This window comes from Tumebacillus sp. BK434 (genome assembly GCF_004340785.1).
GTDB lineage: Bacteria > Bacillota > Bacilli > Tumebacillales > Tumebacillaceae > Tumebacillus_A.
In genome coordinates, this window is the sequence record NZ_SLXS01000006.1 from 1 (window position 1) to 23984 (window position 23984).

Consider the following 23984-nt stretch of genomic DNA (forward strand, 5'->3'; position numbering starts at 1 on the left):
CCCCTTGTAGAAGACAAGGTTGATAGGCTGGAGGTGGAAGCGCCGCGAGGCGTGCAGCTGACCAGTACTAATCGGTCGAGGGCTTATCCTAAGTATTCTTTGACTCACACTCGCTATTCAGTTTTTGAGGAACACAGCGGTAGATCGCCTAAAATCAGCGACGTCCTGTCGCAACGGCGATCGACTGTACATCCTGTATGTCTGGAATCGTAGCTCAGAGGGAGAGCACCACCTTGACACGGTGGGGGTCGGAGGTTCGATTCCTCTCGATTCCACCAGAAGCAAGACCGAAAGACCCGATCATTCGATCGGGTCTTTTTGCATGCGTATCATCAAAAAAGGCGATTCACACCGGTGATCCGCACAAGAGAGCACAGTGGAGACAAACATACAATATCCCAAACTGTTCTTTCAGGGGAGGATCTAACAGGTGCGAACAATCGTCTTCATTGGAAGCAACAAGTCAGGATCCAGTCGGGAAGCGATACGGGCGGCCGAAGGATTGGGATTTTTTACGGTGTTATTAATCGATCGGCGCTCGTTTGTCAATCAACGGCTGGAGTTTCCCGACGTCCATCGGATGATTCATTGTGACAGCTTATACGATCTGGAAGACTTGCAAAAAAAGATTGATATGCTAAAGGAACAAGGCAAAGTCATCGAAGCGATCGTTTCATTTCTGGAAGCCCATTCGCAAACGGCTGCCGTGATGGCCGAGCGCAACGACCTGCATTATGTCTCTCAGGAAGCGATCTTGCGCATGTCCGATAAGATCGCCACCCGTGAAGCGCTATCAGACACCCCTTACTGTCCCTACTACACCGTCTATGATGGGTCGTGCAAGCTTGCCGATTTCATCGATGATCTTACCCCGCACTTGCCGCTCGTCGTCAAATCCCCGCAATCGACAGGCTCCAAAGACGTGCTGAAAGCGAACACCTCAGACGAACTTCTTGTCCACCTGACGAAGCTCCGCGACAAATATCCGGAGAAGCCGGTGCTGGTTGAAGAATATCTGGACGGACCGCAATATCTGGTCGAAGTGCTTGTCGATGACCGCGGCATTCATCTGGTCGCCGTCATCGAGCAGGAGATCATGAAAAAGCGGCGTTTTATTGTGATCGGCTACATGGTGCTCGCTGAGATGCCGCGCTCCTTAGAAAGATCGCTCACTGAGGCCGTCTCTGAGATCGTGAAGCAGATCGGACTGGAAAAAGGCGCCTGCCATCTTGAACTGCGTCTCGTGCACGGCGAGTGGAAATTGATCGAAATCAACCCCCGCATCTCAGGTGGCGCGATGAATCGGATGATCGAAGTGGCGACCGGCATCAACCTGGTGCAAGAGACGATCCGCCTGATGGTCGGAGAGCGCCCGCGCTTAAAGCGGGAGCACAACCATTACGTCTACACCCACTATCTGACTGTACGGGAGACCGGCTATCTCGAACGCGTCACCGGCAAAAAAAGGGCCGCTCGCCTCGACGGCGTGCGTGAGGTGTTCGTCAAGCCGCGCAAAGGGCAGAAGCTCTATGTACCGGAATCGATGGGGCACCGCTATGCCTATATCATCGCCGTCGGGGACAGCAAAGAAGCAGCCAAAGCAACGGCCAAACGCGCCGGAGATGAGATCAAGTTCTCGCTGACAAGGAAGTGGAGCGGATGACACTGGTCGGATTTTTACACACGCGCAAGGACCCGCGCAAGATCTTAAAACTCTATGCCTTCGCTGCCGCAGCCAAAGCGGAAGGGGTCGAATTCTTCTACTTCACCGCCGGCCGCGTCAACTTGAACGAACGGACGGTCCGCGGACTCGTGCTGGAAAACGGCACCTGGGTGGAGCACAATTTTCCGTTACCCGATGTTGTGTACAACGACAGTTCGCCCAGCGGTCCGGGCGAGGACATCATCGACGAGCTGCGCGAGATCATCCCCTTCACCTCCCGCTCGGTCGGCGACAAAATGACCGTCTACGAACGCATTCAGGATGGCAGGCGCTTCGAGCAGTACTTGATTCCGTCGCTGGAGGTGCGAGACCCGCGGGAGGTGCTGCGCTATCTGAACAAGCACGAAACGGTGATCTTCAAGCCGGTCTGGGGGCACCAAGGCATCGGTGTGGTGCGCTTGGAGAAAAAAGGCGGCGATTATACGTGCCTGGAGAAGGGCGTATCCGTCACCTGCAACAAGCAGGAGCTCACACAGTTCCTGCAAGAGCGGCTTGATGAGGTCGTCCACCTCGTGCAGCCGTTTATCACCACAAAAACGCAGTCCGGCCATGCCTACGATTTTCGTCTGCACGTTCAAAAAAACGGCTCGGGCAACTGGGTGATCACCTCGATCTATCCCCGGGTCGCGCCGTCGGGAAGCATCATCGCAAACTTGAGCAGCGGCGGGTATGCGGCGATCCTGCACTCGTTTTTAGAGCGTGAGTTTGCAGAGCAGGCGTACGACATTCAGCGCGACTTGGAGCAGTTTGCGCTGGGGATGGCGGAGCATATGGATGAGATCTACGAGGAGTCGTTTGACGAATTGGGCATCGACATCGGGCTCGATGAAAAACAAAAGATCTGGCTGTTCGAGGTCAACTGGAAGCCAGGCGTGCCGCCCGTGTTTTATCTGGAGCTCGATGTGGCGAAAAACTCCATCGGCTACGCAGCATACCTCGCGAGAAGGAAGGGACGAAAGTGAAAAAACGTCAGCCCAAACCGGCCTCAAAATCCTTGCGAGCAACACCCGCCCAAAGCAAAAAGAAAACTGCTGCCCAGCCCCCAACCCAGTCCATGGCCCGCCTGCATTTTCGTCCGCGCACAGATGAAGACGACAGCTTCATCTCCAGCATCACCTTGCTCACCCTAAAAGACGTCTTCGAAGCGTCCACCAACCAGCCGCTCACCGAAGCGATCATCCTGCAACTGGTCAACCAGACCGACACCTGTGTGATCATCGAACAGCGTGGCAAACCGATCGGCTACTACTGCTATGACAAAACGTCGGCCGACCGCATCTACTGGGGATCGCTCGTCCTCGTGCCGTCCAAGCAGGCAAAGGGCCTTGGCAGAAAAGTCGTTGAGCATTTCGTCGCCGAAGCGAAAAAACAAGGCGTGCGCCGCATCGACGGCCATGTGCAGGTGAAAAATGAGGAAGCCTACCACTTCTGGATGAGCAACGGCTTCCAAGTCGCCGGCCGGGAGCAAAACGGCTCGGTGCCAATCCTGTTCCAAATCAACTAAAAATGTCGGTTGGAAGAAAATAATGCAAGATACACTATTGTCCTTTTCGAAGCCATCCATTAAAATCTTCTATAGATATAAGGGGGTGGCTTCACATGGCACAAATCGGCAACCCGAACCCGGTAACCGATAACACGGCGAAGCAAAAAGGTCTGCTGGACGTTGTTCTCGCACCTTTGCTCGTTGTTGGCGTATCGATCGGCCTCATCGCGATCTTCGCGCAAAACGTTTCGCACGTATCGACGACTGTCGGTCATTAATTCAAAAATCCCTGGTGGCAGATTGACAGGAACGTGCCAATTTGCCGCCAGGGATTTTTTTGTGAAAATTAGCCTTGCAGTTTGCGGGCGGTCGGGCTGAGCTCGACGCCTTTTTCTTGTTTGAACGTGCCGATCAGGTAGTCCATCGAAGGATTGCTCACGCCAAACCAATAGTTCTCGTTTTTGTAGTGGTGCCATTGATGCACTTTCTTCATCCACCGGCCCCATGCCGTCAACGGCTTGATCGGGCGATGTGCCACGAAGTGCACCCACTCGTAATACAGCAGCATGCCAATCGCTCCGCTCACCACGGCAAACGCGGACATCGGGTCGCTCGTCAGCAAATAGGTGATCACGCCGAGCAGCCCGTAGTTCGGAATGCTGTACCAGACCGGCAAGAACAGCAGGTTCAGGTCGTTCGGCAGCTCATGATGATCGTAATGCAGCTTCTTCATCATTTTCAAAAGAACGGGATGTTTCGGCGGCTTCATATGGAACAAAAAACGGTGTGTCAAATACTCGCTGATCAAAAAAAGCACGGCGCCGAGCGCAATCAGCAGCCAGACCGAACCGGCAGCCAGACCTCCTCGCCCGGCCACAAAAGCGAAACAGGAAAGAAAGAGAAGTCCCATGATCCAAACGCTGGAATGGCTGACAAAGTCTCGAAGATGTTTCATCTGCGCTGTCCCCCCTTGCTTTCATTATATTGGCTCCTATATTAAAATGGGAAGAGATAAAGGAGCGTGAGGGCAGGTGCAACAACAGGAAGAGATCGTGCAGGCAGCGACGGCTGTTTTTGTGCGGGACAGGCAGGCGGGCGGCGGTGTGGAGACGTATTTGACCAAGCGGCCGGACACGATGCGGTTCTTGCCGGGGCATTATGTGTTTCCGGGCGGCACGATGGACGAGAGCGATAACGATCCGCGTTTTGCGGCGCGCGCCGTTCCCGTCACGGCGGAGCAAAATCCGGCCGGGCTGCCCCTCGGCTACTGGGTGACCGCTTTGCGCGAGTCGTTTGAAGAAGCCGGGGTCCTGCTGGCGCGCGATGCGAACGGACGATTTCCTGCGCCGGATGAGCTGGCGGAACAGCGCGAGCAACTCTTGCGGGGCGACATGTCCTTTTACGACGTGATCGCAGCGGCGGGTCTGGTGCTGGCGACCGATCGCCTGCGCTATTTCGGCCATCGCATCACGCCGCGCCGCCTGTCCAAGCGGCGCTTTGAGACGCGCTTTTTCCTGCTGGTGCTGCCGGAGGGAATGGAGCCAGATCCGCACGCAGGCGAAATCGCCGAAGCAGGCTGGACCGATGCGGCTTCCGCTTTGGCCCAATACGACGCCGGCGCCTACGACATGGTGCCGCCGACGGTGAAAGCATTGCAGACGATCGGGAGTTTTTCGGACGCAGCGAGCCTCTTTCGCTCCACGGCAGGCGTCGGCACTCCGACGGCGATGGAACTGGAATAAGCAAAGGAACCGTGCGTGCAACAGGCACCCGGTTCCTTTTTTGCTGATCACAATCAGATCGCTTCGTACCGATCCCCGTCCGTTTTCCGCACGCGGCCGTCTCCGGCCAGCTTCAGCAGATGCCCTTGGATCGTCCGCTCCGCCACCCAGATCACGCTGGGATGCACCGTGTCGCGATAGACCGCCTGCACCAGATCGTCCACCGTCCGCGGGCACTCCGCGACCAGGGTGTAGATCTGCTCTTCACGCTCCAGGCGGCGGCCGATGAAGAAATCGATCTTCTCCTGCACCTCGGCGATCATCTCGCCATGCCCGGGAGCAATCAAGCGGGCCGGGTAGCTTTTCAGACGCTGAAGCGTATGCAGATACGCCCGCAGATCCCCGTCCGGGGGCCCGATCCACGTCGTGCCCTCACCGACGATGTTATCGGCGGTGAACAGCACCTCATCTTCCGGCAGCCAGAAGTTCAGGCAGCCGTGCGTATGCCCTGGCGCGTGCAGCACCTGCAGCGCGAGCCGTCCGACCTGCACCACATCACCGTCGAGCAGTGTATGTTCCACGCGCACAGGCGCGATCTCCTTTTCGATAAAAGCCGTTTCGGCCGGATGGGCGTAGACCGGGCAGTCAAAATGCGCCGTGAAAAATTTGGCACCCGGCGAGTGGTCGCGGTGGTAGTGAGTGAGCAGGATGGCTTCGACAGTTGGCGAGCCGATTTTTGCCAAGTAGTCGACCACCGTTTGATGTGCACCTTCGAATTCGTAGCCGGCGTCGATCAATACGGCCGAGCTCCCGTCGGTCACCACATAGACGTTGGTGGTGGTAGCCGGAAACAGCGTCGGCGTCGACACCGGCAGGCGGTGTACGTGCTGGGTCACTTTCATCTGAGCAGCCCCTTTCGATTCCCCGATTTCTGTTTTCCATTATATCGAAAACGTTCCATTTTCGTATATGATAAAAGGAGATGGAAGGAGAGTGGCAGTTGATGAAAATCTATACCCGTTCTGGCGATAAAGGGGAAACCAGCCTCATTTATGGGCACCGCATTCCGAAGGATTCGATCCGCGTGGAAACGTACGGCACGATCGACGAAGCCAATTCGATGATCGGGCTTGGCGTCTCGTACCTCCGCGACGCAACCTTTCAGGCGGACGACCTGATCGAGCAGCTGTTGATCATCCAACGCGAGCTGTTCGACCTCGGCCGCGACCTCGCGACACCGGTGGAAAAAGTGCAGGAGAGCGGCTACCATGTCGGCAGCGAGAAGACGGCGCGTCTGGAGACGTTTATCGACTCGTTTGACGCAGAAGTGCCGCCCTTGACCAAGTTCATCCTGCCAGGCGGTCACACCGCCGCGTCGGCTCTGCAGACGGCCCGCACGATCACCCGCCGCGCTGAGCGCATCGCCGTGTCGCTCAGCAAAGAGGAGCAGGTCAATCCGGAGATTCAGCGCTATCTCAACCGCCTGTCCGACTACCTGTTTGTCGCAGGCCGCGCGATCAACTATCGGGCAGGGATCGTGGAACCGGAGGTTGATTTTTCTTGAGCGACACCGCTTGGTTACAAGAGACGGAGGCGTTTCTGATCGATTTGGACGGGACGCTGTACCGGGGCAAAGACGTGATCCCCGATGCGCCCGCCTTCATCCGCTGGCTGGAAGCGACCGGCCGCAAGTACCTCTATGTCACCAACAACTCATCTCGCCGTCCGGAGCAAGTGGCCGAACATCTCCGCGCGCTGGGCATCCCGGCGGAGACGGAACACGTGTTCACTTCGAGCATGGTCGCCGCCCAGTACATCAAGGAGCATGGCGGTGCAGGCAAGAAGGCGTTTGTGATCGGGGAAGAAGGGCTTCGCGATGCGCTGACCGACGTGGGGATCGAGCTGACCGATCAGCACCCCGACTATGTGGTGCAGGGCATCGACCGCTCGTTTTCGTATGACAAATTGAAAACCGCTTCGCTCAGCATTCAGGCGGGCGCCGTCTATCTCGCCACCAATGTCGACAAAGCCCTGCCGACCGAACAGGGCTTGCTGCCCGGCGCCGGGTCGCTGCTTGCCGCTGTGAAAACAGCCTCGGGCGCCGACCCGGTCGTGATGGGCAAACCGGAGGCGCGGATGATCGACTACGCGGTGGAACTGCTAGGCGTGGCAAAGGAGCGCGCCGTCGTCGTCGGCGACAACCTGGAGACCGACATCCTCGCCGGTGTCAACGCCGGGGTGCGCACGGTGCTCGTCCTGTCCGGGTTTTCCAAACAGGAGCACGTGGGAGCCGCGGAAGGCAAGCCGACGGTGATCGTCGACAGTTTGACCGATTTGATGAGAGTGGCCGAGTAATGCAAACAACCGTCCCGTTCGCACTAGCGAATCAGGGACGGTTTTTGATTCACGTCGAGCGTGAGCAAGGTGCTGGCGGAGATTGAGCGCCATCTGCGGACCTGGCGACCGCGCTGTATGGACCGGGACTTTTGAAGAATGCCCATGCGGTCGATGAGCATTGCGATTTGCAGGAGATCGTGAGCACAGCTAAAGTTCTGGCGCATACCATTTCACAGTGGTGCAATCAAAAACGAGACCCGACCTGAATTGGCCGGGTTTTTGCGTGTAAATAGGGGATTTGGGACTTGTTTTTTGCCGTCTAGGTCTTTCTTCCTGAATTGCAATGTCGAAAAATTTTTCTCATTTGTCGAAACTGAGCCCTGATGCGGTCTCCTCTCCGTCAATTACCTCTACTAACCGCCACAGTCGAAATAGAGGATTTAAGGCGAGTCTGGCAAGGATACCTCCAATCTAGCACTCTCTCAGACGTTATTTCGCCGTATTTGGTTATCTTGACCAGCTCAAAATCTAGTGGGTATAATCACCTTTGTTGTCTACCGAGACACTATATATAGTGTTTGCTTAGGAGAAGGGAGTTGTCGGGCACCATGAATTGCCCCTACTGTTCGCATGACAGCACAAGGGTGATCGAATCCCGCTCGACAGACGAAGCGGTACGACGCCGCCGGGAATGCGACAATCCTGAGTGCCAGCGCCGCTTTACTACATACGAGAAAGTAGAGATGGCGCCGCTTTTGGTAGTAAAAAAAGATGGCAAGCGGGAGGAATTCTCCCGGGAGAAGCTCTTGCGGGGCATCATTCGCGCCTGCGAGAAGCGTCCGATTGCCGTCGAAGAGATGGACAGTCTGGTCGATGCGGTCGAGCGCGAAGTGCGCCGGGAATTTGAAAAAGAAGTCCCGGCCGATCGAATCGGCGAAAAAGCGATGGACAAGCTCCGCACGATCGACGGGGTCGCCTATGTGCGATTCGCCAGCGTATATCGTCAATTCAAAGACGTAGAAACTTTTGCACAAGAAGTGCTGGGGCTCTTAAACCATAAATCATAGAAATCGAGGGGATACGGTGATGACAGCAGAGATTCAAGGCAGCATACTTCCGTTTAACGAAGAGGACTACTTGGCGCCCACCGGGGAGCGTATCGTGTCGGACCGCTATTTGCTGAAAGACACCAAGAAAGAAACGCTTTCCGTCGGCTCGCTGGTAGTTGCGGTCATCGACAAGAAGCGCGCGTTCCATGAACTGGCGCGCGTGATCGAAGTCGATGCGGCCGGCAAAGAGGTCAAAGTGGAACTGCGCGACGGCTTCCAGTTGGAGCTGCCGGTCGATCAGATCGACGTGCTGCAGGAGACGGTGCCGCGCCAGATGTGGCAGCGCATCGCCCGCGGGGCGTCGGTGGTGACGAACGATCCCAAGCGTTGGGAAGAGCGTTTCTACAACCTGCAAGCCGGTTGGAAGTATGTGCCGGGCGGCCGCATCAACGCGTCGCTGGGTACGGGGGTGCAGACCACCTCGTACAACTGCTTTGTCATCCCGAACGTCGGGGCAACCCCGCGCGACTATGCGAACTCGTTCGGCCAGACGCTGGAGATTCAAGCGCGCTCCGGCGGCGTCGGCATGAACCTGTCGCAAGTGCCGCCGCAAGGGTCGCTGACGCCGGTCCGCGACGTGCGCAAAGCGGATCTGCAGCTGGTGCTGGACGTTTGGCATGCCGATCTGCTCGACTTTTTGAAGGAAGGCTATCAGAACTCGACCAAGGTCGTCCGCGTTTCCCGCGAGTTTTTGCGTGCCGTGGAAGAGGATGCGGAGTGGACGTTCGTCTTCCCGGACACGAGCGTCGAGAACTATGACGAGCTCTGGAACGGCAACCTGACCGAATGGCAGGAAAACGGCTACCCGGTGCAGATCGGCGAAACGGTGCAGGCCGAATACCTGTACGAGCAGATCTTGGAAAGCGGTGTCATGGTCGTGCAGGACGTGATCGGCATGACGCTGGTGCCGGGCGACCGCCGCGGCACGATCGCAGGCACCTTGGCCGACATGTGGGAAGCGCTGGAGCGCGGCAAGCGCGTCTCGGTCATCCTGTCTTCCTTGCGCCCGCGCTACAGCTATGTGCGCGGCGTCAATGGCCGTTCTTCCGGGGCGTACTCCTGGGGCAACCTGTTTGACAAAGGGAACTACGTGTTTGCGAACGGCTTTGGCCCGGTCGGCGTCGGCGAGATCATGAGCGTCGGCTGCCAGCTGACCCTGCAGGGCGGTTCCCGCCGCGGTGCGCTGATGCTGATCCTGAACGACCGCCACGCGGACATCAAGAAGTTCATCACCTGCAAGCAGGTCGACGGCGTGATCACCGGAGCGAACTTGTCGGTCGGCGTTTCGGAAGAGTTCATGGCGGCGAAGGCGAGCGGCAGCACGTGGCAGATCGGGTACCCGCATCTGGAGGAGATGTCCGGCTTCGACGGCGACTTCCACAAGTGGGAAGCGAATGGCCGCGAACTGAACGTAAGCGAAGAGATGAAAGCGGAAGACCTGTGGGATGAAATGATGGAATCGGCGTGGAAGTCGGCTGAGCCGGGCGTCGTGTTCCTGGGCCGCTACAATGCGATGTCCAACTCCAACTACTTCAACCCGATCATCGCGACCAACCCGTGCGGCGAGCAAGGCTTGCCGGCATACGGCATCTGCAACCTCGGCGCGGTGGTGCTCTCCCGATTTGCAGCGGGCTTCAAAGGGGCTTCCGCACCGGTGGCGTTCGGGAACCCGTTGCTGGAAGCGCAGATTCGCGACGAGCTGAAGAAGCAGTTTGCGGACGAACAGGCTGAATTTTTGCTGCATCACATCAAGTGGGAAGAGCTGGAGACGGCGATCCGCACCGGTCTGCGCTTCCAGGATGCGGTGATCGATGCGACCTACTATCCGTTTGAAGAGAACCGCGAGAACCAACTGGCTGAGCGCCGCGTGGGCCTGGGCATCATGGGTCTGCATGACCTGATGATCTTCAGCGGCATCACGTATGGTTCGGACGAGTCGACCCGCTTCATCGAGGTGCTGCTCGGCATGATCGCAGAGTGGACGTATCTGGAGTCGGTGGAACTGGCGAAGGAGAACGGTCCGTTCCCGATGTTTGATGCCGATCTGTACCTGCAATCCGGTTACATGCAGCAACTGGCGAAAGAGAAGCCGCATGTGACCGATGCGATCCGCAAATACGGCGTGCGCAACGTCACGACGATGACGATCGCCCCGACCGGGACGACCGGCACGATGGTCGGCTGCTCGACCGGCTGTGAGCCGTACTACGCGTGGTCGTACTACCGCAACTCGCGCCTCGGCATGTTTGAAGAGAACGCGAAGATTGTGGATGATTTCTACGGTGCGTTCCCGGGCGTGGAACAGCTGCCGGAGTACTTTGTGACGGCGATGGATCTGTCGCCGGTCGACCACGTTCGCGTGCAGGCGGCGCTGCAGAAGTGGATCGATTCGTCGATCTCCAAGACTTGCAACGCGCCGAACTCCTACACGGTGGAAGACACGAAGAAGCTGTACGACCTCGCCTACGAGCTCGGCTGCAAAGGCGTGACCATCTACCGCGACGGTTCCCGCTCGGAACAGGTGCTGTCGCTGAAAGAGGAAAAGGCGGACGAGCAGGAACAAGCGGGGGAAGAGCAGAACGTGCTGTCGCCGGAAGAGATCCTCGCGCTGACCAACCAGACCTACAAGCGCCAGCCGCGTCCGGACGTGCTGTACGGTGCGACGTATAAGAAAGACACGCCGCTCGGCTCGGCGTACATCACGATCAACGACGACCCGGAACTCGGCCTCGCGCGCGAAGTGTTCGTGAACATCGGCAAGGCCGGCTCCGACGTCTACGCGTCCAATGTGGCGCTGGGCCGCGCGATCACCTTGTATCTGCTCGACTCCCAAAACCCGAACAAAGAAGCCGAACTCGTCAAAACGTTCTCCGGCATTGGCGGTTCCTCTTCGGTCGGCTTTGGCGAGCGCCGCATTACGTCTGTCCCGGATGCGATCGCCAAATCGCTGATCGAGCACTCCGAGACCTTCCCGCTGCGCCATCTCGATGAGCTGCTGGCCGGGAAAGAAGTAGCATGCGGGCATGATCACCATGCGAACGGCAATGGCAAGTCGCTGCGCGAATACAACGTGGGCAAAGACTACTGCCCGCAATGCCACCAGCATACGTTGGTGCGTCAGGGTGGCTGTTCTGAGTGTGAGGCATGCGGGTTTAGCAAGTGTTAGGCTTTCGAAAATAGGTTGCAGGAATAGGGTTTAGGGCATATGCACATGCATATGCCCTTTTTATTTTGTAGTAGGGTGGATACAATCGAAGATGTCTCGTAGATCCGAGTTGTTGAAATAGACTTGCATTGGGTATGATTTACAAAGGAAGGATGTGCAGAACGATGGATCTCGAAATGGTGATGCAGGAATTGGAGTCGCTCGGCAAGGAACGTATCAAGAAGACGTATCTAAACAATGGTGCACACGAGCCGCTTTTTGGCGTGGCGACAGGCGAAATGAAGCCACTTGCAAAGAAAATCAAGAAAAATCAACCTTTAGCCGAACAGCTTTACGCCACCGGGAACTACGATGCCATGTATTTTGCTGGTATCATTGTGGACCCAATGGCAATGACGGAGGCAGATTTTGAGCGCTGGATGGATGCGGCGTATTTTTATATGTTGTCCGATTTTGTGGTTGCCGTAACTTTGGCAGAAACCGATATGGCGCAAGCTGTTGCCGATAAATGGATCGCAAGCGGTGAAGAACTTAGAATGTCCGCGGGCTGGAGCTGTTACTGCTGGCTGTTGGGGAATCGCCCGGATGGTGAATTTACCCTCAGTAAGTTGGCCCGTATGCTTGAGCAGGTGGAAAAAACGATTCACGATTCTCCTGATCGAACGAAGTCGGCGATGAATACTTTCATCTACACCGTCGGGATTTCATATGTACCGCTCCATGAGCAGGCAGTTGAAACCGCAAAGGCAGTAGGCCAAGTCGAAGTCAGGCGGGGCAAGAAAAAAAGCAGTCTCGCGCTCGCTTCTGAAAAAATTCAAAAGGATGTAGATCGCGGGCAGCTTGGTTTCAAACGCAAACATGTAAGGTGTTAGCTCGTTTGTAGTGGAGTCAGTAAGAACCTTAACGAAAGGTTGTTCGTGCAAAAGAGAGGCCGGGCAGATGACGCTCGGCCTCTTGTTATTGACAAATACAAACATGATCATATAATGTCTATATAAAACCAAACGAATTTGAGGTGCGTCTATTGGAGTCTGTTTCGGATTTGTTTTGGGAGGCCTCGGTGGAAGAGATGAAGCGGGGGTACAGGCACCGGGCGGCAGACAGCGAATACGTGTGCCTGATCTGCGGGGAGACGTTTGAGGAAGGCTTGATCTACCCGTCTGACGGGCGGCTGTACGAAGCGGGCAAATACGCCGGGGTGCATGTGGAGCGGGAGCATGGGTCGGTGTTTGAATTTCTGCTGGGACTTGGCAAGAAACTGACCGGCCTCACCGACTTGCAACGCAAGCTCCTGCACTATTTCTACTATGGCTACACCGACAGCGAGATTGTGGACGCGATGGATGGCGGGAGCACGTCGACGATTCGCAATCACCGCTTCTCGCTGCGGGAGAAAGAAAAACAGGCCAAAGTCTTTCTGGCCATCATGGCCGCGATTGACGGCAAATCGCAAAAAGAGAGGAAGGCGGAGCTGATGTCTCGGGAACGTCGCGCGAAATTGAAACAGGAATATTTGAACACACCGAAAAAGATGGGGATCTTCCAGATTCGCAATCTGGTCAACGGGAAAATTTTTCTCGGCAGCTCGCCGAACTTGCCCGGCAAGGAGAACTCGGTGCTGTTCCAGTTGCGCATGGGCAGCCATTACAACAAAGCCCTGCAGCAGGAATACCAAGAGTTTGGCGCGGACAATTTTGTCTTCGAAACGGTGGCTGAGATCAAACACCGCGAGGAGGCGACGCAGGAAGAGTATAAGCAGGAACTTGAAGACTTGCTGGAACTGTGGATGGAAGAACTCCAGCCGTACGGGGATCGCGGGTATCATAAAAAGTAAAATCCTTACAAAAAGACAGGTATTCCATGCTGAATACCTGTCTTTAATGATGTGAATATGCGATGTTGTGAAGGGCAAGCTACGTGTAGTTGGGCATGGTATTGGAGGTACATACAGGATGGCACATACTCATGTAAAACTCACTTCGGCTGAAATTTCGCTCTTATGGGGCAGTTACATAAGCGACAGCATGACCAGGCAGATGTTTGATTATTTTCTGGGGAATGTGGAAGACCCGGATGTGCAACAGCTTCTGCAACAGGCGCACACCCATTGTGAGGAAGATATGTGCGCGGTGGCAGCCCTTTTTCGCGAGGAAGGGATTCCGGAGCCGTTGGGGTTTACCGCAGCGGATGCACGCCGGGATGCGCCGCGGCTGTATTCGGATGTCACGCTGCTGTTCTTTTTGAAAAACAGGACGATGATCGTGCAGACGCTCAACGCGATGTCCGCCTCGCTGTCAGCCAGGGAAGATGTTCGGGAGTTCTTTTCGGAGCGGCTGCTGCGGTTCAATGAGATGAACAACCGGCAGATTTCGATGATGCTGGAAAAAGGTGTCTATACGCGCCCGCCGTTCGTCACGTTGCCGGAAAAGGTGGACATGGTGAAGGATGACAGCTTCTTGAGCGGCATCTGGGACAAGCGCCCGCTGCTCGCTCAGGAGGCTGCGAATCTGTTTTTGAATCAGGAGATCAATGCGCTGGGCGCAACGGTGCTGAAAGGGTATCTCCAGACCGCACAGGACAAGGACGTGCGCAAGTATCTGGAGCGCGGGTATGAGCTGGCGATGAAGTTTGCCTCGTTGTTTGCTGATGAACTGCGGCAGGCAGGAGTGGTCTTTGCGGTCAACCCTTATTTTGAAGTCACCAACTCAAACGTGCCGCCGTTTTCAGACAAGCTGATGCTCGCTCATGTGGACGCGCTGAACACGGCCGGGATCAGCAATTACGGGGTCGGGCTGTCGTCTTCGATGCGGCGGGACTTGGTGTCGATGTACACGAAATGCATCGCTCAGACGCTGGAGTTCGCTTCGGACGGTGCACAGCTGGTGATCGAAAAAGGCTGGCTGGAGCAGCCGCCGCAAGTGTGAAGCAAAAAGGCAATGTACATTATCGTACATTGCCTTGTTTTTTATGGAAGTAATAGGAGCTGACCAAGATCAGCAGCGAGCTGCCGAGGACGAGGATCAGCAGGAACGGGAACATCCACGCAGCGGGCAGGAACAGGCTGAGCAAAAGCAGCGCCCCGGTGATGACAAACACGCGGCCGGCGAAGATATGGGTCTTGCGCCAGACTTCCGGGCTGGACAGGGTCCACGGCGTTTTGATGCCAAAATAATAGTTCTGCTGGAAGCGCGGCATATAGTTGCCGAGGAGCAGGAACAGCAGGCCGATCAGCCCCGGGACAAAGCGCGCTATGTTGAAGTCGTAGCCGAGCCAGTTGGAGATCACGACCGCTTGGATGCCGAGGAAGAAGAGCATCAGCAAGTTGTTGACGAGGTACAGGCTCGAAGCGAAACGCGGGTAGTTGGCGCGTTTGGGGTCGATCTTCGGCATCAGTTGGAGCACGGCATAGACGATGATCATGAGCACCGGAGCCAGCCAGATGCCGGTCAATTTGGAGGAGTAGTCGTCCGGTTCTCCATTCACTCCCCAGTGCGTGGGAATCTGGTCGGGCAGCTGCGGGTAGACCCAGATGCTTGCTCCGATGGAGATGAGGATGATCAGAAACGGAAGAATGTGTTTTTTCATCACGGTATCAGTCCTTTCAGTCCTTGTCTGCAGAAAATTGGAGAACCCATTTGAGCAGGTCTTGGAAGACGGTGGTATTCAAGGAGTAGTAGATATGCTGGCCTTGGCGCTCATCCCAGACGAGGTCGGCCTGTTTGAGCAGGCTGAGGTGGTGGGAGATGCTCGGTTTGGTCATCCGAAACTGGTCGGCGATCTCGCCGGCCGTCATGTCCCGCTCTTTGAGCAGATCGAGGATCTTGCGGCGGGTCGGATCGGACAGAGCCTTGAAAGCTTGGTTTAAAGTCAATAGGTTCGCTTCCCTTCGAGATTTAGAAAAGTGTCTAAATGTCTAATTCCATAAAAACATATTTTCTGCAAAGTGTCAAGGCGGGAAGTGGCGAGGCGATCGTCGGTACGGGAGCAATTGCAAGGCTGTTCATAGGGAGCGGCCTGATGTGATGCCTATTTTGGGGGGACAGGTACAAGTGCCTTTCCGAAAAGGCGGGTTGACGCATTAGATAGCAGTGTGAAGTGATACACAAACATTTTTGATTGAAGGAGTGTTGTGAAATGTACGGTGCTTTTGGCGGTTACACCCGTTGGGCGGTTGTATTCCTGATCATCTTCGTTCTGTTCTTCCTGCTCGTACCTATCTGCTACCCGGTGCAAACTACGCAAGTTCGCTGCGACTAATCCATCCATCTTCCTGCGGGAGTCCCCGAGTGATCGGGGGCTCCTGTTGGTTTTTGGGAGTGATAAAGATTATCAATGTCAATTATCGACTGAAAATGACGATGACAATCATTCTCGGTTGAAAATATAGGGTCTACCTTTTGTTTTTGTGGAATTACGGCTGTTATCGTGGTAATATGATGATAATAAGGAGTTGGGATGAGGAGGTTGAGGCAGATGCAGCTGTCGGCAAGATCGGAGAAGTTGATTCGGTACGGAATGATTCTGACATTTATCGTGTTTTTGATTAAGATCATCGGGGGTTATATGACCGGCTCATTGGCCTTGATTTCGGACGGATGGCATCTGGCCGGGGATCTGGTCACACTTGCGCTGTCGTGGTGGGGGCTGAAGCAGTCGGTGAAGCCGGCGACCCGCAAGCAGTCGTTTGGCATGTATCGGGCGGAGATTGTGACGGCGTTTATGGCCAACCTGCTCTTGGTCGGTGTCGGAGTCTATATTGTGATCGAAGCGGTGCAGGCGTTCTTTCATCCGGTCGCGGTGCAAGGCGGCTGGGTGTTTGGGCTGACGGCGGTCGGGTTGGTGATCTATACGGCGCTGACCTGGCTGCTCGGTCAGGAGAAGGACAATATGAATGCGAAGTCGGCTTGGCTGCACTTTTTGGGCGATGCATTGGCTTCGGTGGCGATTCTGATCGGTGCGGCGGTGATCTATTTTACCGGCTGGTATTGGGTGGACGCCATTTTGGGCGGTCTGGTCGGCGTGGTGATCATGGCCGGAGCGGCGAAGATGGCGTGGGAAGGGGCTCATATTTTGCTGGAGTTCGCTCCGCAGCACATCGAACCGGAAGAGGTGGAACGGGAGCTGCTGGCGATTGAGGACGTGACGGCGGTGACCGACCTGCATCTGTGGAGCTTGACGCCGACGCAGCATTTTATGAGCGTGCATTTGGCGGTCGCTGTGGAAAGGATTTCCGAAGGGGAACTGGTGATCCGCAAGGCGCAGCAGATGATGCTGGAAAGGTTTGGCGTGCATCATGTGACGGTGCAGTTGGAGACGGGGTCTTGCCGAACTTGTTTCCATACGGTGGTGGAGATGAACGGGCACTGTGTGGCTTGTCCGGAGATGCGCGATGAATTGATTGTGATGCAGTAAACGGTCGCAGGAAGGGGTGAGGAGCTCCTCCCTGCGAGGGAGACCCCATGTGCTGCTGAGCGGGAAACGTCGCGCATGGGGTGCCGGGAGAGGGCAACTTCGTGCGTTGCTTATTTTTGATAAGTGAAGGTGGCGCCGTCATGTCGGGTGATGCCGGGGACTTGGGACAAGTCTTCAGCGAGCCGCATGGCGGCGTCGTCTTTTTGTTTGGCTTCGACCATGATGTCGAGGTCGCTGCCGCCGAGCTCGTGGACGAGGTCGAGGAAGGGCAGCAGGTCGCCTGGGTCGATGTAGTCGGCGTGATGTGTGGGCTTGTCCGCGTCCTTGGGGGAGGAAACGTGGATTTTCGGCGGCAGGCCGGTGTGTTCCCAGAGACGGAAAACGCGGGGGACGAGGTCGCGCAGGTCTTCGTTCCCCGGATTGCAGCGGTGGTGGTGGATGTCGAGCACCATCGGGATGTTGAGCTGCTCGCACAGCTGCAAGGTCTCCGCGGCCGTGTAGGTTTTGTCGTCGTTTTCGAGGGTGAGGCGGGCTTGGACGTGTGGCGGCACGAGCTGCCAGTTGGCGGCGAAGCGGGCCAGCGATTCGCTTTTGTCTTTGTAGCTGCCTCCGACGTGCATGACGAGCTTGGCCCGCTCGTCGAGGCCCATCATGGTGAACATGCGGACGTGGCGCTCGAGGTCGCGGACAGAATTGGCGACCACATCTTGGGACTTGGAGTTGAGCAAGGTGAAGTGGTCGGGGTGGAAGGAGACGCGCATCGCTTTGGCTTTGATATAATCGCCGACTTCGGCGAATTCGGGGCCGAGCTTGCCCCAGAAATCCCAGTCGGCCGTCAGCTCATGGCCGAGCAGCGGGATCAGCTTGGAGGTGAAGCGGTAGACGTGCAGACCGTGGGCATGGGCATGGCGCAGCACGCGCAGGGAGTTCTGGATGTTGGAGGCGGCGATGCGGGTGAGCTTGCGCAGGCCCGCTTCGCGGTTGATGATCTTTTGGAAGTTGGTCACCGTCATCGTCTGGGACGGCGAGGCATTTTTGAGATGCTGGGACATGGCGACAAAACCTAAGCGGATTTTCATAACGTTTCCCCCATTTTGGTTGTGAAAAAAGGAACATTCTGTGACAACGCTGTGTATATTGGTAGTGGGTGAATGATTTCACAAGTTGATACGGCATGACTTTTCTAGGATGATGCAACACTAGATGATAGAGAGTCTTGACGGATAGGAGTGGTGTGTGATGGCGAAGATCGTGATTCTGGGTGCCGGCTATGGCGGCATGGCCGCAGCGGTGGAGCTGGAGCAGGCCGGGCTGCCGTTTACGCTGGTCAACAAGCATGAGTATCACTATTTTACGACGCTTTTGCACGAGCCCGCGGGCGGGCGCAATGAGTTTGAGCAGTACTATGTCAATCTGCACGATGTGCTGCGCCGGGAGTCGTCGACTGTGCAGCTGGATGTGGTCAAAGAGCTGCGTCCCAAGGAGAACAAGGTGCTGACCGAACGGGGCGAGCTGACGTACGACTACGCAGTGGTCGCCCTGGGCAACGCGCCGGAGTTCTTTGGGATTCCCGGCATGAAGGAGCATGCGCTGCTGCTGCGCTCGCTGGAGACGGCGCGGCAGATCCACGATCATGTGGAGCGGGCGTTTGCAACGTATCATGAAGATCGGGACGAGAGCAAGCTGCGCGTTCTCGTCGGCGGCGCCGGCTTGACCGGTGTGGAGCTGTGCGGCGAGCTGGCCGAATGGCTGCCGGAGCTGGCCGGGCGGTACGGGGTGCCGTTTTCGAAGGTGGAGCTGGTGAACATTGAAGCGGCGCCGACGATTCTGCCGATGCTGTCTGACGAACTGCGCGCGGCGGCCGAAAGCGCGCTGCAGAAAAAGGGCGTCAAACTGCTGACCGGCGTGGCGATCACCAAGGTGCTCCGGGACCAGGTGGAACTGAAGACGGGCGAGGTGATCGACGCGAAGACGATCATCTGGACGGGCGGCGTCCGCGCCAACCCGCTGCTCGCCGCCGCCGGACTGCAGACCGACCCGCGGGGGCGGGCGGTGGTCAATGCGTACCTGCAGGCGGTCGAGCACGCCAACGTTTTTGTGATCGGCGACTCTGCTTCATTTCCCGGCGAGGACGGGCGTCCGCTGCCCCCGACCGGTCAGGCGGCAACACAGATGGGCGACCATGCGGCAAAGAATCTGGCGAACCTCTTGCATGGCCGAGCACTGGAGCCGTTCCGCTTTGTGAATCTGGGGACGCTCGCTTCGATCGGGCATGAGTTTGGCGTCGGCAGCGTCAAAGGCTTGCACGCGGTCGGCGTATCGGCGTCGCTGATGAAGGAAGCTTCAAAAGTGAAGTACCTGTGGAGCCTCGGCGGGCTGCGCATGGTGTCGTTGAAACGCGGCCAGTTGAAGCGCAAAGGCTCGTAGGCGAGAACAAGCTCTCTTTTGTCATTGGCAAAAGAGGGCTTTTTGCTGCCGTCCATTAGTTTGCTCACCTGTCGCAATTTATTACGCATGGTGTCTGATATTGTCCACTATAATTTGACAGAAGACCGGGAAGCGAGTGAGGAGGAGGAGAAGCATGTCTGTGATCAAGTTTGGCACCGACGGTTGGCGCGGTGTGATTGCGAAGGAGTTTACGTTTGCCAATATTGCGATTGTGACCCAAGCGGTCGCCAGCTATATCAAGGCGCACGGACTGGACGGGAAGCCGGTGGCGATCGGGTTTGACAACCGCTTTTTAGGCCATTTGTTTGCGGAGCGGGCGGCGGAGGTGCTGGCCGGGAACGGGATCGCAGTGCGGCTCTGCGACGCCCCTGCGCCGACGCCGGCGGTGGCGTCGATGATCGTCACAGCGGGCTTAGCGGGGGCGCTGATGGTGACGGCGAGCCACAACCCGCCGGAGTATAACGGGATCAAGTTCATCCCGCAGTATGCCGGGCCGGCGACGCCGGAGATCACAGATGAGATCACCCGCTATGTACGGGAGGTCGAATCGGGTCGCATCGACGTGCATGTAACACCGTATGCGCGGGCGTCGCGGACGGGTACGATTACGGCCGTTTCTCCGCGCGAAAGTTACGGGCAGTTGCTGAAACGGGCGGTCGACGGGGACCTGATCCGTAAGGCCTGCCTGAAGGTGGTGCTCGACCCGATGCACGGGGCGGGGATCGGGTATCTGGAGCCGATCTTGCAGGAGCTCGGCGTGCAGGTGCTGGCTGCGCTGCGCAACACGCCCGACCCGATGTTTGGCGGGGGCTTGCCGGAACCGTCGGCCGAGCGGTTGCAGGAGCTGGCCCGGCTGACGAGGGAGCAGGGCGCCGACCTCGGGCTGGCGTTGGACGGGGATGCGGACCGCTTTGGGATTCTCGACCCGAGCGGGGCGTATGTGACGCCCAATGAAGTGTTTGCGCTGCTGACCCACTCGCGTTTGGCGCGTCAGGGCATGATGAAAAAAGTGGCGCGGACGGTGGCGACGACGCATCTGATCGACCGGATCGCGGCGGCGCACGGGGTGCCGGTCGTGGAGACGCCGGTCGGGTTTAAGTACATCGGGCAGGAGATTTTGAGCGGAGCGGGCATCGGCGGCGAGGAGAGCGGCGGGCTGTCGGTGGCGGAGCATCTGCCGGAGAAGGACGGCCTGCTCGTGGCCCTGCTGATGCTGGAGCTCCGGGCGCGCACCGGGCGGTCGCCAAAAGAGCTGTTGACGGAGCTTGGTGCGCTGTACGGGTCGTTCGTCAATGAGCGCCTAGACGTCAAAACGACGCCGGATCAAAAGGAGCTGGTGCTGCAGGTGATGCAGGACTGGAGCGATGCGCGGCTCGGGCTGTGGGACGTGACGGGCAAGACGGCGACAGACGGAGTGAAGCTGACGTTCGCATCCGGGGCGTGGGTGTTGGTGCGCCCGTCGGGGACGGAGCCGCTGTTGCGGATTTATTTGGAGGCGCAGGATGCCAGGGAGCTTGCCGGGCTGAAAAGGGCGCTGCTGGAGGCGCTGGGGCTCTCCTTGTAAGCGGAGGGCTCGTTTGACGGAGGTGCTGTCTTCTCTTACAATTCTTCTATTGGGGTCTGTGAGAGGTGGAGAGAGATGGGCGCACTCAGTTTTCGCGATGTGATGGGGGAACTCAAGAAGGGTGTCTTGCGCGAGGTGTATCTGCTGTACGGCACCGAGGCGCTTTTGATCGATGATCTGGTGCAGGCGATCCAGCAGCAGGCGTTGCCGGGCGGGATCGACGATTTTAACTATACGCGGATTCATTATGATGAAACGCCGATACAGCTCGCCGTGCAGGAAGCGGAGACGATCCCGTTTCTGTCGGAGCAGAAAGTGGTGCATGTGCAGAACTGCCTGGCTTTTACGTCCGGCAAGTCGCCGCGGGTCGATCATGATCCGGATGCGCTGCAGCGCTATCTTGAGCATCCCGCTCCGTTCACGACGCTGATCCTGACGGTGAATGCGGAGAAGCTCGACGAGCGGAAAAAGCTGACCAAGGCGGCGCAGAAAAACGCCTGTGTGGTGCAGTTCACGGCGCTCAAGGAAACGGAATGCCGGGACTGGATCGGCGCGGAGGTGCGCCGCCAAGGCGTGGGGATCACGCCGGACGGGATCGCGCGGCTGATCTTGTCGGTCGGGACCAACCTGCGGCTCTTGCGCAGCGAGATCGAGAAGCTGGCGTTGTACGCGGGCGAAGGCGGCATGATCGAGGAAGCGTCGGTCGATGCGCTGGCGACGCGGACGATGGAGCAGAATATTTTTGTGTTCATCGACGAAGTGGTGCGCGTCCGCATCGACAAGGCGATGCGGATGATGTATGACCTGTTGAAAAACAAGGAAGAGCCGATCAAGCTGCTGTTCATGATCACGCGCCAAGTGCGGATCATGCATCAGGTGAAGGTGCAGAGCGGGCGCGGGTATTCCCTGCAGCAGATCGCCCAGCAGGTCGGCGCTCACCCGTACGCGACGAAAGTGGCGAAAGAGCAGGGCAACCGTTTTTCGGTGAAAGTGCTGGAGAGGCTGTTGCAGGAGCTGGCCGAGATCGACTACAAGATCAAGACCGGGCAGTTGAACGACCGGACGGCGCTGGAGATGTTTTTGCTGTCTTTGCCGCAAAAGGTGAGTTAAAGGCGGCGTTTCGGGGACACTACGGGTGGAGGTGACGGTGAATGGCACGTCGCAAACGCAGACGGCTTCTCGTACCGGAAGCCCGCAGTGCGCTCGATCAGCTCAAGGCGGATGTGATGAACACGATGACGCCGGAAGCTGCCAAGTTCGAATCGGCACAGCGTCAGCAGATCCCGCTGCAAAAGGACGGCGACAACGGCGAGCTCACCGCGCGTGAAGCGGGCAAAGTCGGCGGTCCGATCGGCGGGCAGATGGTGAAGAAGCTGATCGCCATGGCCCAGATGCAAATGATGAACGAACAGCAGCAAGATCGTTCGAACCAATAAAAAAACGACCCTTCCTCATGAAAGGGTCGTTTTCTTGTTACAGTAAAAGCCTCACTGCTTTGGCGCCAAAGCGATAAAGCCATCACTATCAATACGCCATTACGCGATGTTCGATTTGTTGAACTTCTTGGTCAGGCGGGACTTCTTGCGAGCTGCAGTGTTCTTGTGAACCAGGCCTTTGGTTACAGCCTTGTCCAGGGAACGCATTGCTTGCTTCAAGAATTCAGCGGTGTTCGCATCGTTGGAAGCCAGGGCTGCTTCGAACTTCTTGATGGAAGTGCGCAGAGCAGATTTAGCAGCAGCGTTGCGGAGCGTGCGGACGCTAGTGGTCTTTACGCGTTTTACAGCGGACTTGATGTTCGGCATCTATTTTCACCTCCATATCGAGTGCAATATCCATAAAAAGCACAAGTGATATTTTATCATGGGCATTGCTAGAATGCAACCGTTCTGCCGATTTGCATATTTTCGCAGGGGTTTTGTTACTCTACTGGATAAGTTTGTTGCATCGAATCTATCTGGATGATGAGGTGAAGTCTGTGGCAAGAGAGTTTCGTTTTCCAAGACAAGCGGAGCAGACGGAGATCGATTGGAATTCGTACAGCGTGAATACAGACCTGGCGCTGGAGGCGCATCAGATTTTTTCGCCGCAGCACGGCGGCACGATTCCCGGCGTCAAATCGTCGAGCGAAGAGCTTGACGGGATCACGATCACCCGGCTGTCGATCGAAGATGAGGTCGGCTCAAAGATTATGGGCAAGATGGTCGGCAACTACCTGACGTTTGAAGTGCCGGGGCTGCGCTATAAAGACCCCGATCTGCAAAAGCGGGTCGCAGAGCAGTTTGCCGAGGAGCTGAAAAAATTCGTCTCGCTGCCGGAGGAGGCGACCGTGCTGGTGATCGGGCTTGGCAACCGCAAGGTGACGCCCGACGCGCTGGGGCCGCTGGTGTGCGACAACCTGTTCGTGACCCGCCATCTGTTCGACCACATGCCGGAGCTGGTCGAGCAGGGCGGCTACCGTCCCGTCGCAGCGGTGGCGCCCGGCGTGCTCGGCATCACCGGGATCGAGACGAGCGAGATCGTGCACGGGATCGTCAAGAAAATCAAGCCGGATCTGGTGATCGCCGTCGATGCGCTGGCCGCCCGGTCGCTGGAGCGGGTGAACACGACGATCCAGGTCGCCGATGTTGGGATCTCGCCCGGTGCCGGTGTCGGCAACAAGCGCAAAGGATTGAACAAAAAATCGCTCGGGGTGCCGGTGATCGCGGTGGGCGTGCCGACGGTGGTCGATGCGGTCACGATCACGTCCGATGCGATGGACCTCCTGGTGCAGCGTCTGGAGCGTGACGTGCCGGGGAACGGGATGACCAAGCTGCTCGGCGGCTTTGACGAAGGGGAGAAGAAGCAGCTGATCTTCGAACTGCTCCAGCCGCTCGGGCAGAACCTGATGGTGACGCCAAAGGAAGTCGATACGTTTGTGGAAGATATCGCCAACGTGTTGGCCAACGGGCTGAATGTCGCGCTGCACGACGCGATCTCGATGGATGATGCGAGTCTGTTCACACATTAGAATTTTTCGAG

General features: G+C 57.1%; 25 protein-coding genes, 1 tRNA gene and 1 rRNA gene. 21 read left to right on the plus strand and 6 right to left on the minus strand.

The window, feature by feature from the left end; translation table 11 throughout:
* From EV586_RS15125 to EV586_RS21200, 6 genes are all read left to right on the plus strand, one after another.
* Window positions 1–91, plus strand: a 23S ribosomal RNA gene (locus EV586_RS15125); the annotation flags it as partial.
* Between the two features lie 112 nt (window positions 92–203).
* Window positions 204–278 (plus strand) — tRNA-Val (locus EV586_RS15130).
* A gap of 239 nt (window positions 279–517) precedes the next feature.
* Window positions 518–1663 carry an ATP-grasp domain-containing protein gene (locus EV586_RS15135; RefSeq protein ID WP_243653052.1) on the plus strand — a complete coding sequence of 382 codons (1146 nt, stop codon included), beginning with the start codon at window positions 518–520 and terminating at the stop codon, window positions 1661–1663.
* Window positions 1660–2685, plus strand: coding sequence for a YheC/YheD family endospore coat-associated protein (locus EV586_RS15140; RefSeq protein WP_132945960.1), 1026 nt, complete (start codon window positions 1660–1662; stop codon window positions 2683–2685). Before EV586_RS15135 ends, EV586_RS15140 begins: the two co-directional genes overlap by 4 nt.
* A complete protein-coding gene (locus tag EV586_RS15145; RefSeq protein WP_132945961.1) occupies window positions 2682–3227 on the plus strand; it encodes a GNAT family N-acetyltransferase in 546 nt (181 codons plus the stop codon). Before EV586_RS15140 ends, EV586_RS15145 begins: the two co-directional genes overlap by 4 nt.
* Before the next feature lie 95 nt (window positions 3228–3322).
* Window positions 3323–3487 (plus strand): hypothetical protein, encoded by a 165-nt coding sequence (locus EV586_RS21200; RefSeq protein ID WP_165898631.1) that lies wholly within the window; start codon window positions 3323–3325, stop codon window positions 3485–3487.
* Between the two features lie 68 nt (window positions 3488–3555).
* On the opposite strand, the gene EV586_RS15150 is transcribed toward EV586_RS21200, so the two are convergent.
* A complete protein-coding gene (locus EV586_RS15150) occupies window positions 3556–4164 on the minus strand; it encodes a sterol desaturase family protein (RefSeq protein WP_132945962.1) in 609 nt (202 codons plus the stop codon).
* A 76-nt stretch (window positions 4165–4240) separates the two neighbouring features.
* Between EV586_RS15150 and EV586_RS15155 the strand changes: the two genes are divergently transcribed.
* Window positions 4241–4951: an NUDIX hydrolase gene (locus tag EV586_RS15155; protein ID WP_132945963.1), complete on the plus strand. Its 711-nt coding sequence runs from the start codon at window positions 4241–4243 to the stop codon at window positions 4949–4951.
* Window positions 4952–5004: 53 nt separating this feature from the next.
* Here the strand turns inward: EV586_RS15155 and EV586_RS15160 are convergent, their stop codons facing one another.
* Window positions 5005–5832: an MBL fold metallo-hydrolase gene (locus EV586_RS15160; RefSeq protein WP_132945964.1), complete on the minus strand. Its 828-nt coding sequence runs from the start codon at window positions 5830–5832 to the stop codon at window positions 5005–5007.
* A 101-nt stretch (window positions 5833–5933) separates the two neighbouring features.
* Between EV586_RS15160 and EV586_RS15165 the strand changes: the two genes are divergently transcribed.
* The 7 genes from EV586_RS15165 (at window position 5934) to EV586_RS15195 (ending at window position 14466) form a co-directional block, all read left to right on the plus strand.
* Window positions 5934–6494 (plus strand): cob(I)yrinic acid a,c-diamide adenosyltransferase, encoded by a 561-nt coding sequence (locus EV586_RS15165; RefSeq protein ID WP_132945965.1) that lies wholly within the window; start codon window positions 5934–5936, stop codon window positions 6492–6494.
* A complete protein-coding gene (locus tag EV586_RS15170) occupies window positions 6491–7285 on the plus strand; it encodes a TIGR01457 family HAD-type hydrolase (protein WP_132945966.1) in 795 nt (264 codons plus the stop codon). The genes EV586_RS15165 and EV586_RS15170 overlap by 4 nt, the downstream gene beginning before the upstream one ends.
* A gap of 590 nt (window positions 7286–7875) precedes the next feature.
* Window positions 7876–8334 (plus strand): transcriptional regulator NrdR, encoded by a 459-nt coding sequence (nrdR, locus tag EV586_RS15175; protein ID WP_132945967.1) that lies wholly within the window; start codon window positions 7876–7878, stop codon window positions 8332–8334.
* A 19-nt stretch (window positions 8335–8353) separates the two neighbouring features.
* A complete protein-coding gene (locus EV586_RS15180; RefSeq protein ID WP_132945968.1) occupies window positions 8354–11542 on the plus strand; it encodes an adenosylcobalamin-dependent ribonucleoside-diphosphate reductase in 3189 nt (1062 codons plus the stop codon).
* A 164-nt stretch (window positions 11543–11706) separates the two neighbouring features.
* Window positions 11707–12414, plus strand: coding sequence for a DNA alkylation repair protein (locus tag EV586_RS15185; protein WP_132945969.1), 708 nt, complete (start codon window positions 11707–11709; stop codon window positions 12412–12414).
* 188 nt (window positions 12415–12602) lie between these two features.
* Window positions 12603–13376, plus strand: coding sequence for a GIY-YIG nuclease family protein (locus EV586_RS15190; RefSeq protein WP_132945970.1), 774 nt, complete (start codon window positions 12603–12605; stop codon window positions 13374–13376).
* 118 nt (window positions 13377–13494) lie between these two features.
* Window positions 13495–14466, plus strand: coding sequence for a DUF3231 family protein (locus EV586_RS15195; RefSeq protein WP_132945971.1), 972 nt, complete (start codon window positions 13495–13497; stop codon window positions 14464–14466).
* A 19-nt stretch (window positions 14467–14485) separates the two neighbouring features.
* Here EV586_RS15195 and EV586_RS15200 read toward each other — a convergent pair whose 3' ends face one another.
* Complete coding sequence (locus EV586_RS15200) at window positions 14486–15127, minus strand: SdpI family protein (protein ID WP_132945972.1); 642 nt, start codon at window positions 15125–15127, stop codon at window positions 14486–14488.
* Window positions 15128–15143: 16 nt separating this feature from the next.
* Window positions 15144–15413 (minus strand): autorepressor SdpR family transcription factor, encoded by a 270-nt coding sequence (locus EV586_RS15205; protein WP_132945973.1) that lies wholly within the window; start codon window positions 15411–15413, stop codon window positions 15144–15146.
* Between the two features lie 263 nt (window positions 15414–15676).
* On the opposite strand from EV586_RS15205, the gene EV586_RS21645 reads away from it, so the two are divergent.
* Window positions 15677–15799 carry a hypothetical protein gene (locus tag EV586_RS21645; protein WP_279388302.1) on the plus strand — a complete coding sequence of 41 codons (123 nt, stop codon included), beginning with the start codon at window positions 15677–15679 and terminating at the stop codon, window positions 15797–15799.
* Between the two features lie 216 nt (window positions 15800–16015).
* Window positions 16016–16954, plus strand: a complete 939-nt coding sequence (locus EV586_RS15210) for a cation diffusion facilitator family transporter (protein WP_165898632.1) — start codon at window positions 16016–16018, stop codon at window positions 16952–16954.
* Window positions 16955–17064: 110 nt separating this feature from the next.
* Here the strand turns inward: EV586_RS15210 and uvsE are convergent, their stop codons facing one another.
* Window positions 17065–18033: a UV DNA damage repair endonuclease UvsE gene (gene uvsE, locus EV586_RS15215; protein WP_132945975.1), complete on the minus strand. Its 969-nt coding sequence runs from the start codon at window positions 18031–18033 to the stop codon at window positions 17065–17067.
* A gap of 160 nt (window positions 18034–18193) precedes the next feature.
* On the opposite strand from uvsE, the gene EV586_RS15220 reads away from it, so the two are divergent.
* The 4 genes from EV586_RS15220 to EV586_RS15235 all read left to right on the plus strand — a co-directional run bounded on the left by EV586_RS15220 (window position 18194) and on the right by EV586_RS15235 (window position 22402).
* Window positions 18194–19381, plus strand: a complete 1188-nt coding sequence (locus tag EV586_RS15220; protein WP_132945976.1) for an NAD(P)/FAD-dependent oxidoreductase — start codon at window positions 18194–18196, stop codon at window positions 19379–19381.
* Window positions 19382–19535: 154 nt separating this feature from the next.
* The gene (locus tag EV586_RS15225; RefSeq protein ID WP_132945977.1) at window positions 19536–20966 is read left to right on the plus strand and encodes a phosphoglucomutase/phosphomannomutase family protein; all 1431 of its coding nucleotides are present in this window, start codon (window positions 19536–19538) and stop codon (window positions 20964–20966) included.
* Between the two features lie 75 nt (window positions 20967–21041).
* Window positions 21042–22076: a DNA polymerase III subunit delta gene (holA, locus tag EV586_RS15230; RefSeq protein ID WP_132945978.1), complete on the plus strand. Its 1035-nt coding sequence runs from the start codon at window positions 21042–21044 to the stop codon at window positions 22074–22076.
* Window positions 22077–22117: 41 nt separating this feature from the next.
* Entirely contained in the window at window positions 22118–22402 is a 285-nt protein-coding gene (locus EV586_RS15235; protein ID WP_132945979.1) for an alpha/beta-type small acid-soluble spore protein, read from the plus strand.
* Window positions 22403–22501: 99 nt separating this feature from the next.
* On the opposite strand, the gene rpsT is transcribed toward EV586_RS15235, so the two are convergent.
* Complete coding sequence (gene rpsT, locus EV586_RS15240; protein ID WP_132945980.1) at window positions 22502–22768, minus strand: 30S ribosomal protein S20; 267 nt, start codon at window positions 22766–22768, stop codon at window positions 22502–22504.
* A gap of 173 nt (window positions 22769–22941) precedes the next feature.
* Between rpsT and gpr the strand changes: the two genes are divergently transcribed.
* Complete coding sequence (gene gpr, locus EV586_RS15245) at window positions 22942–23973, plus strand: GPR endopeptidase (protein WP_132945981.1); 1032 nt, start codon at window positions 22942–22944, stop codon at window positions 23971–23973.
* Window positions 23974–23984 lie beyond the last annotated feature (11 nt).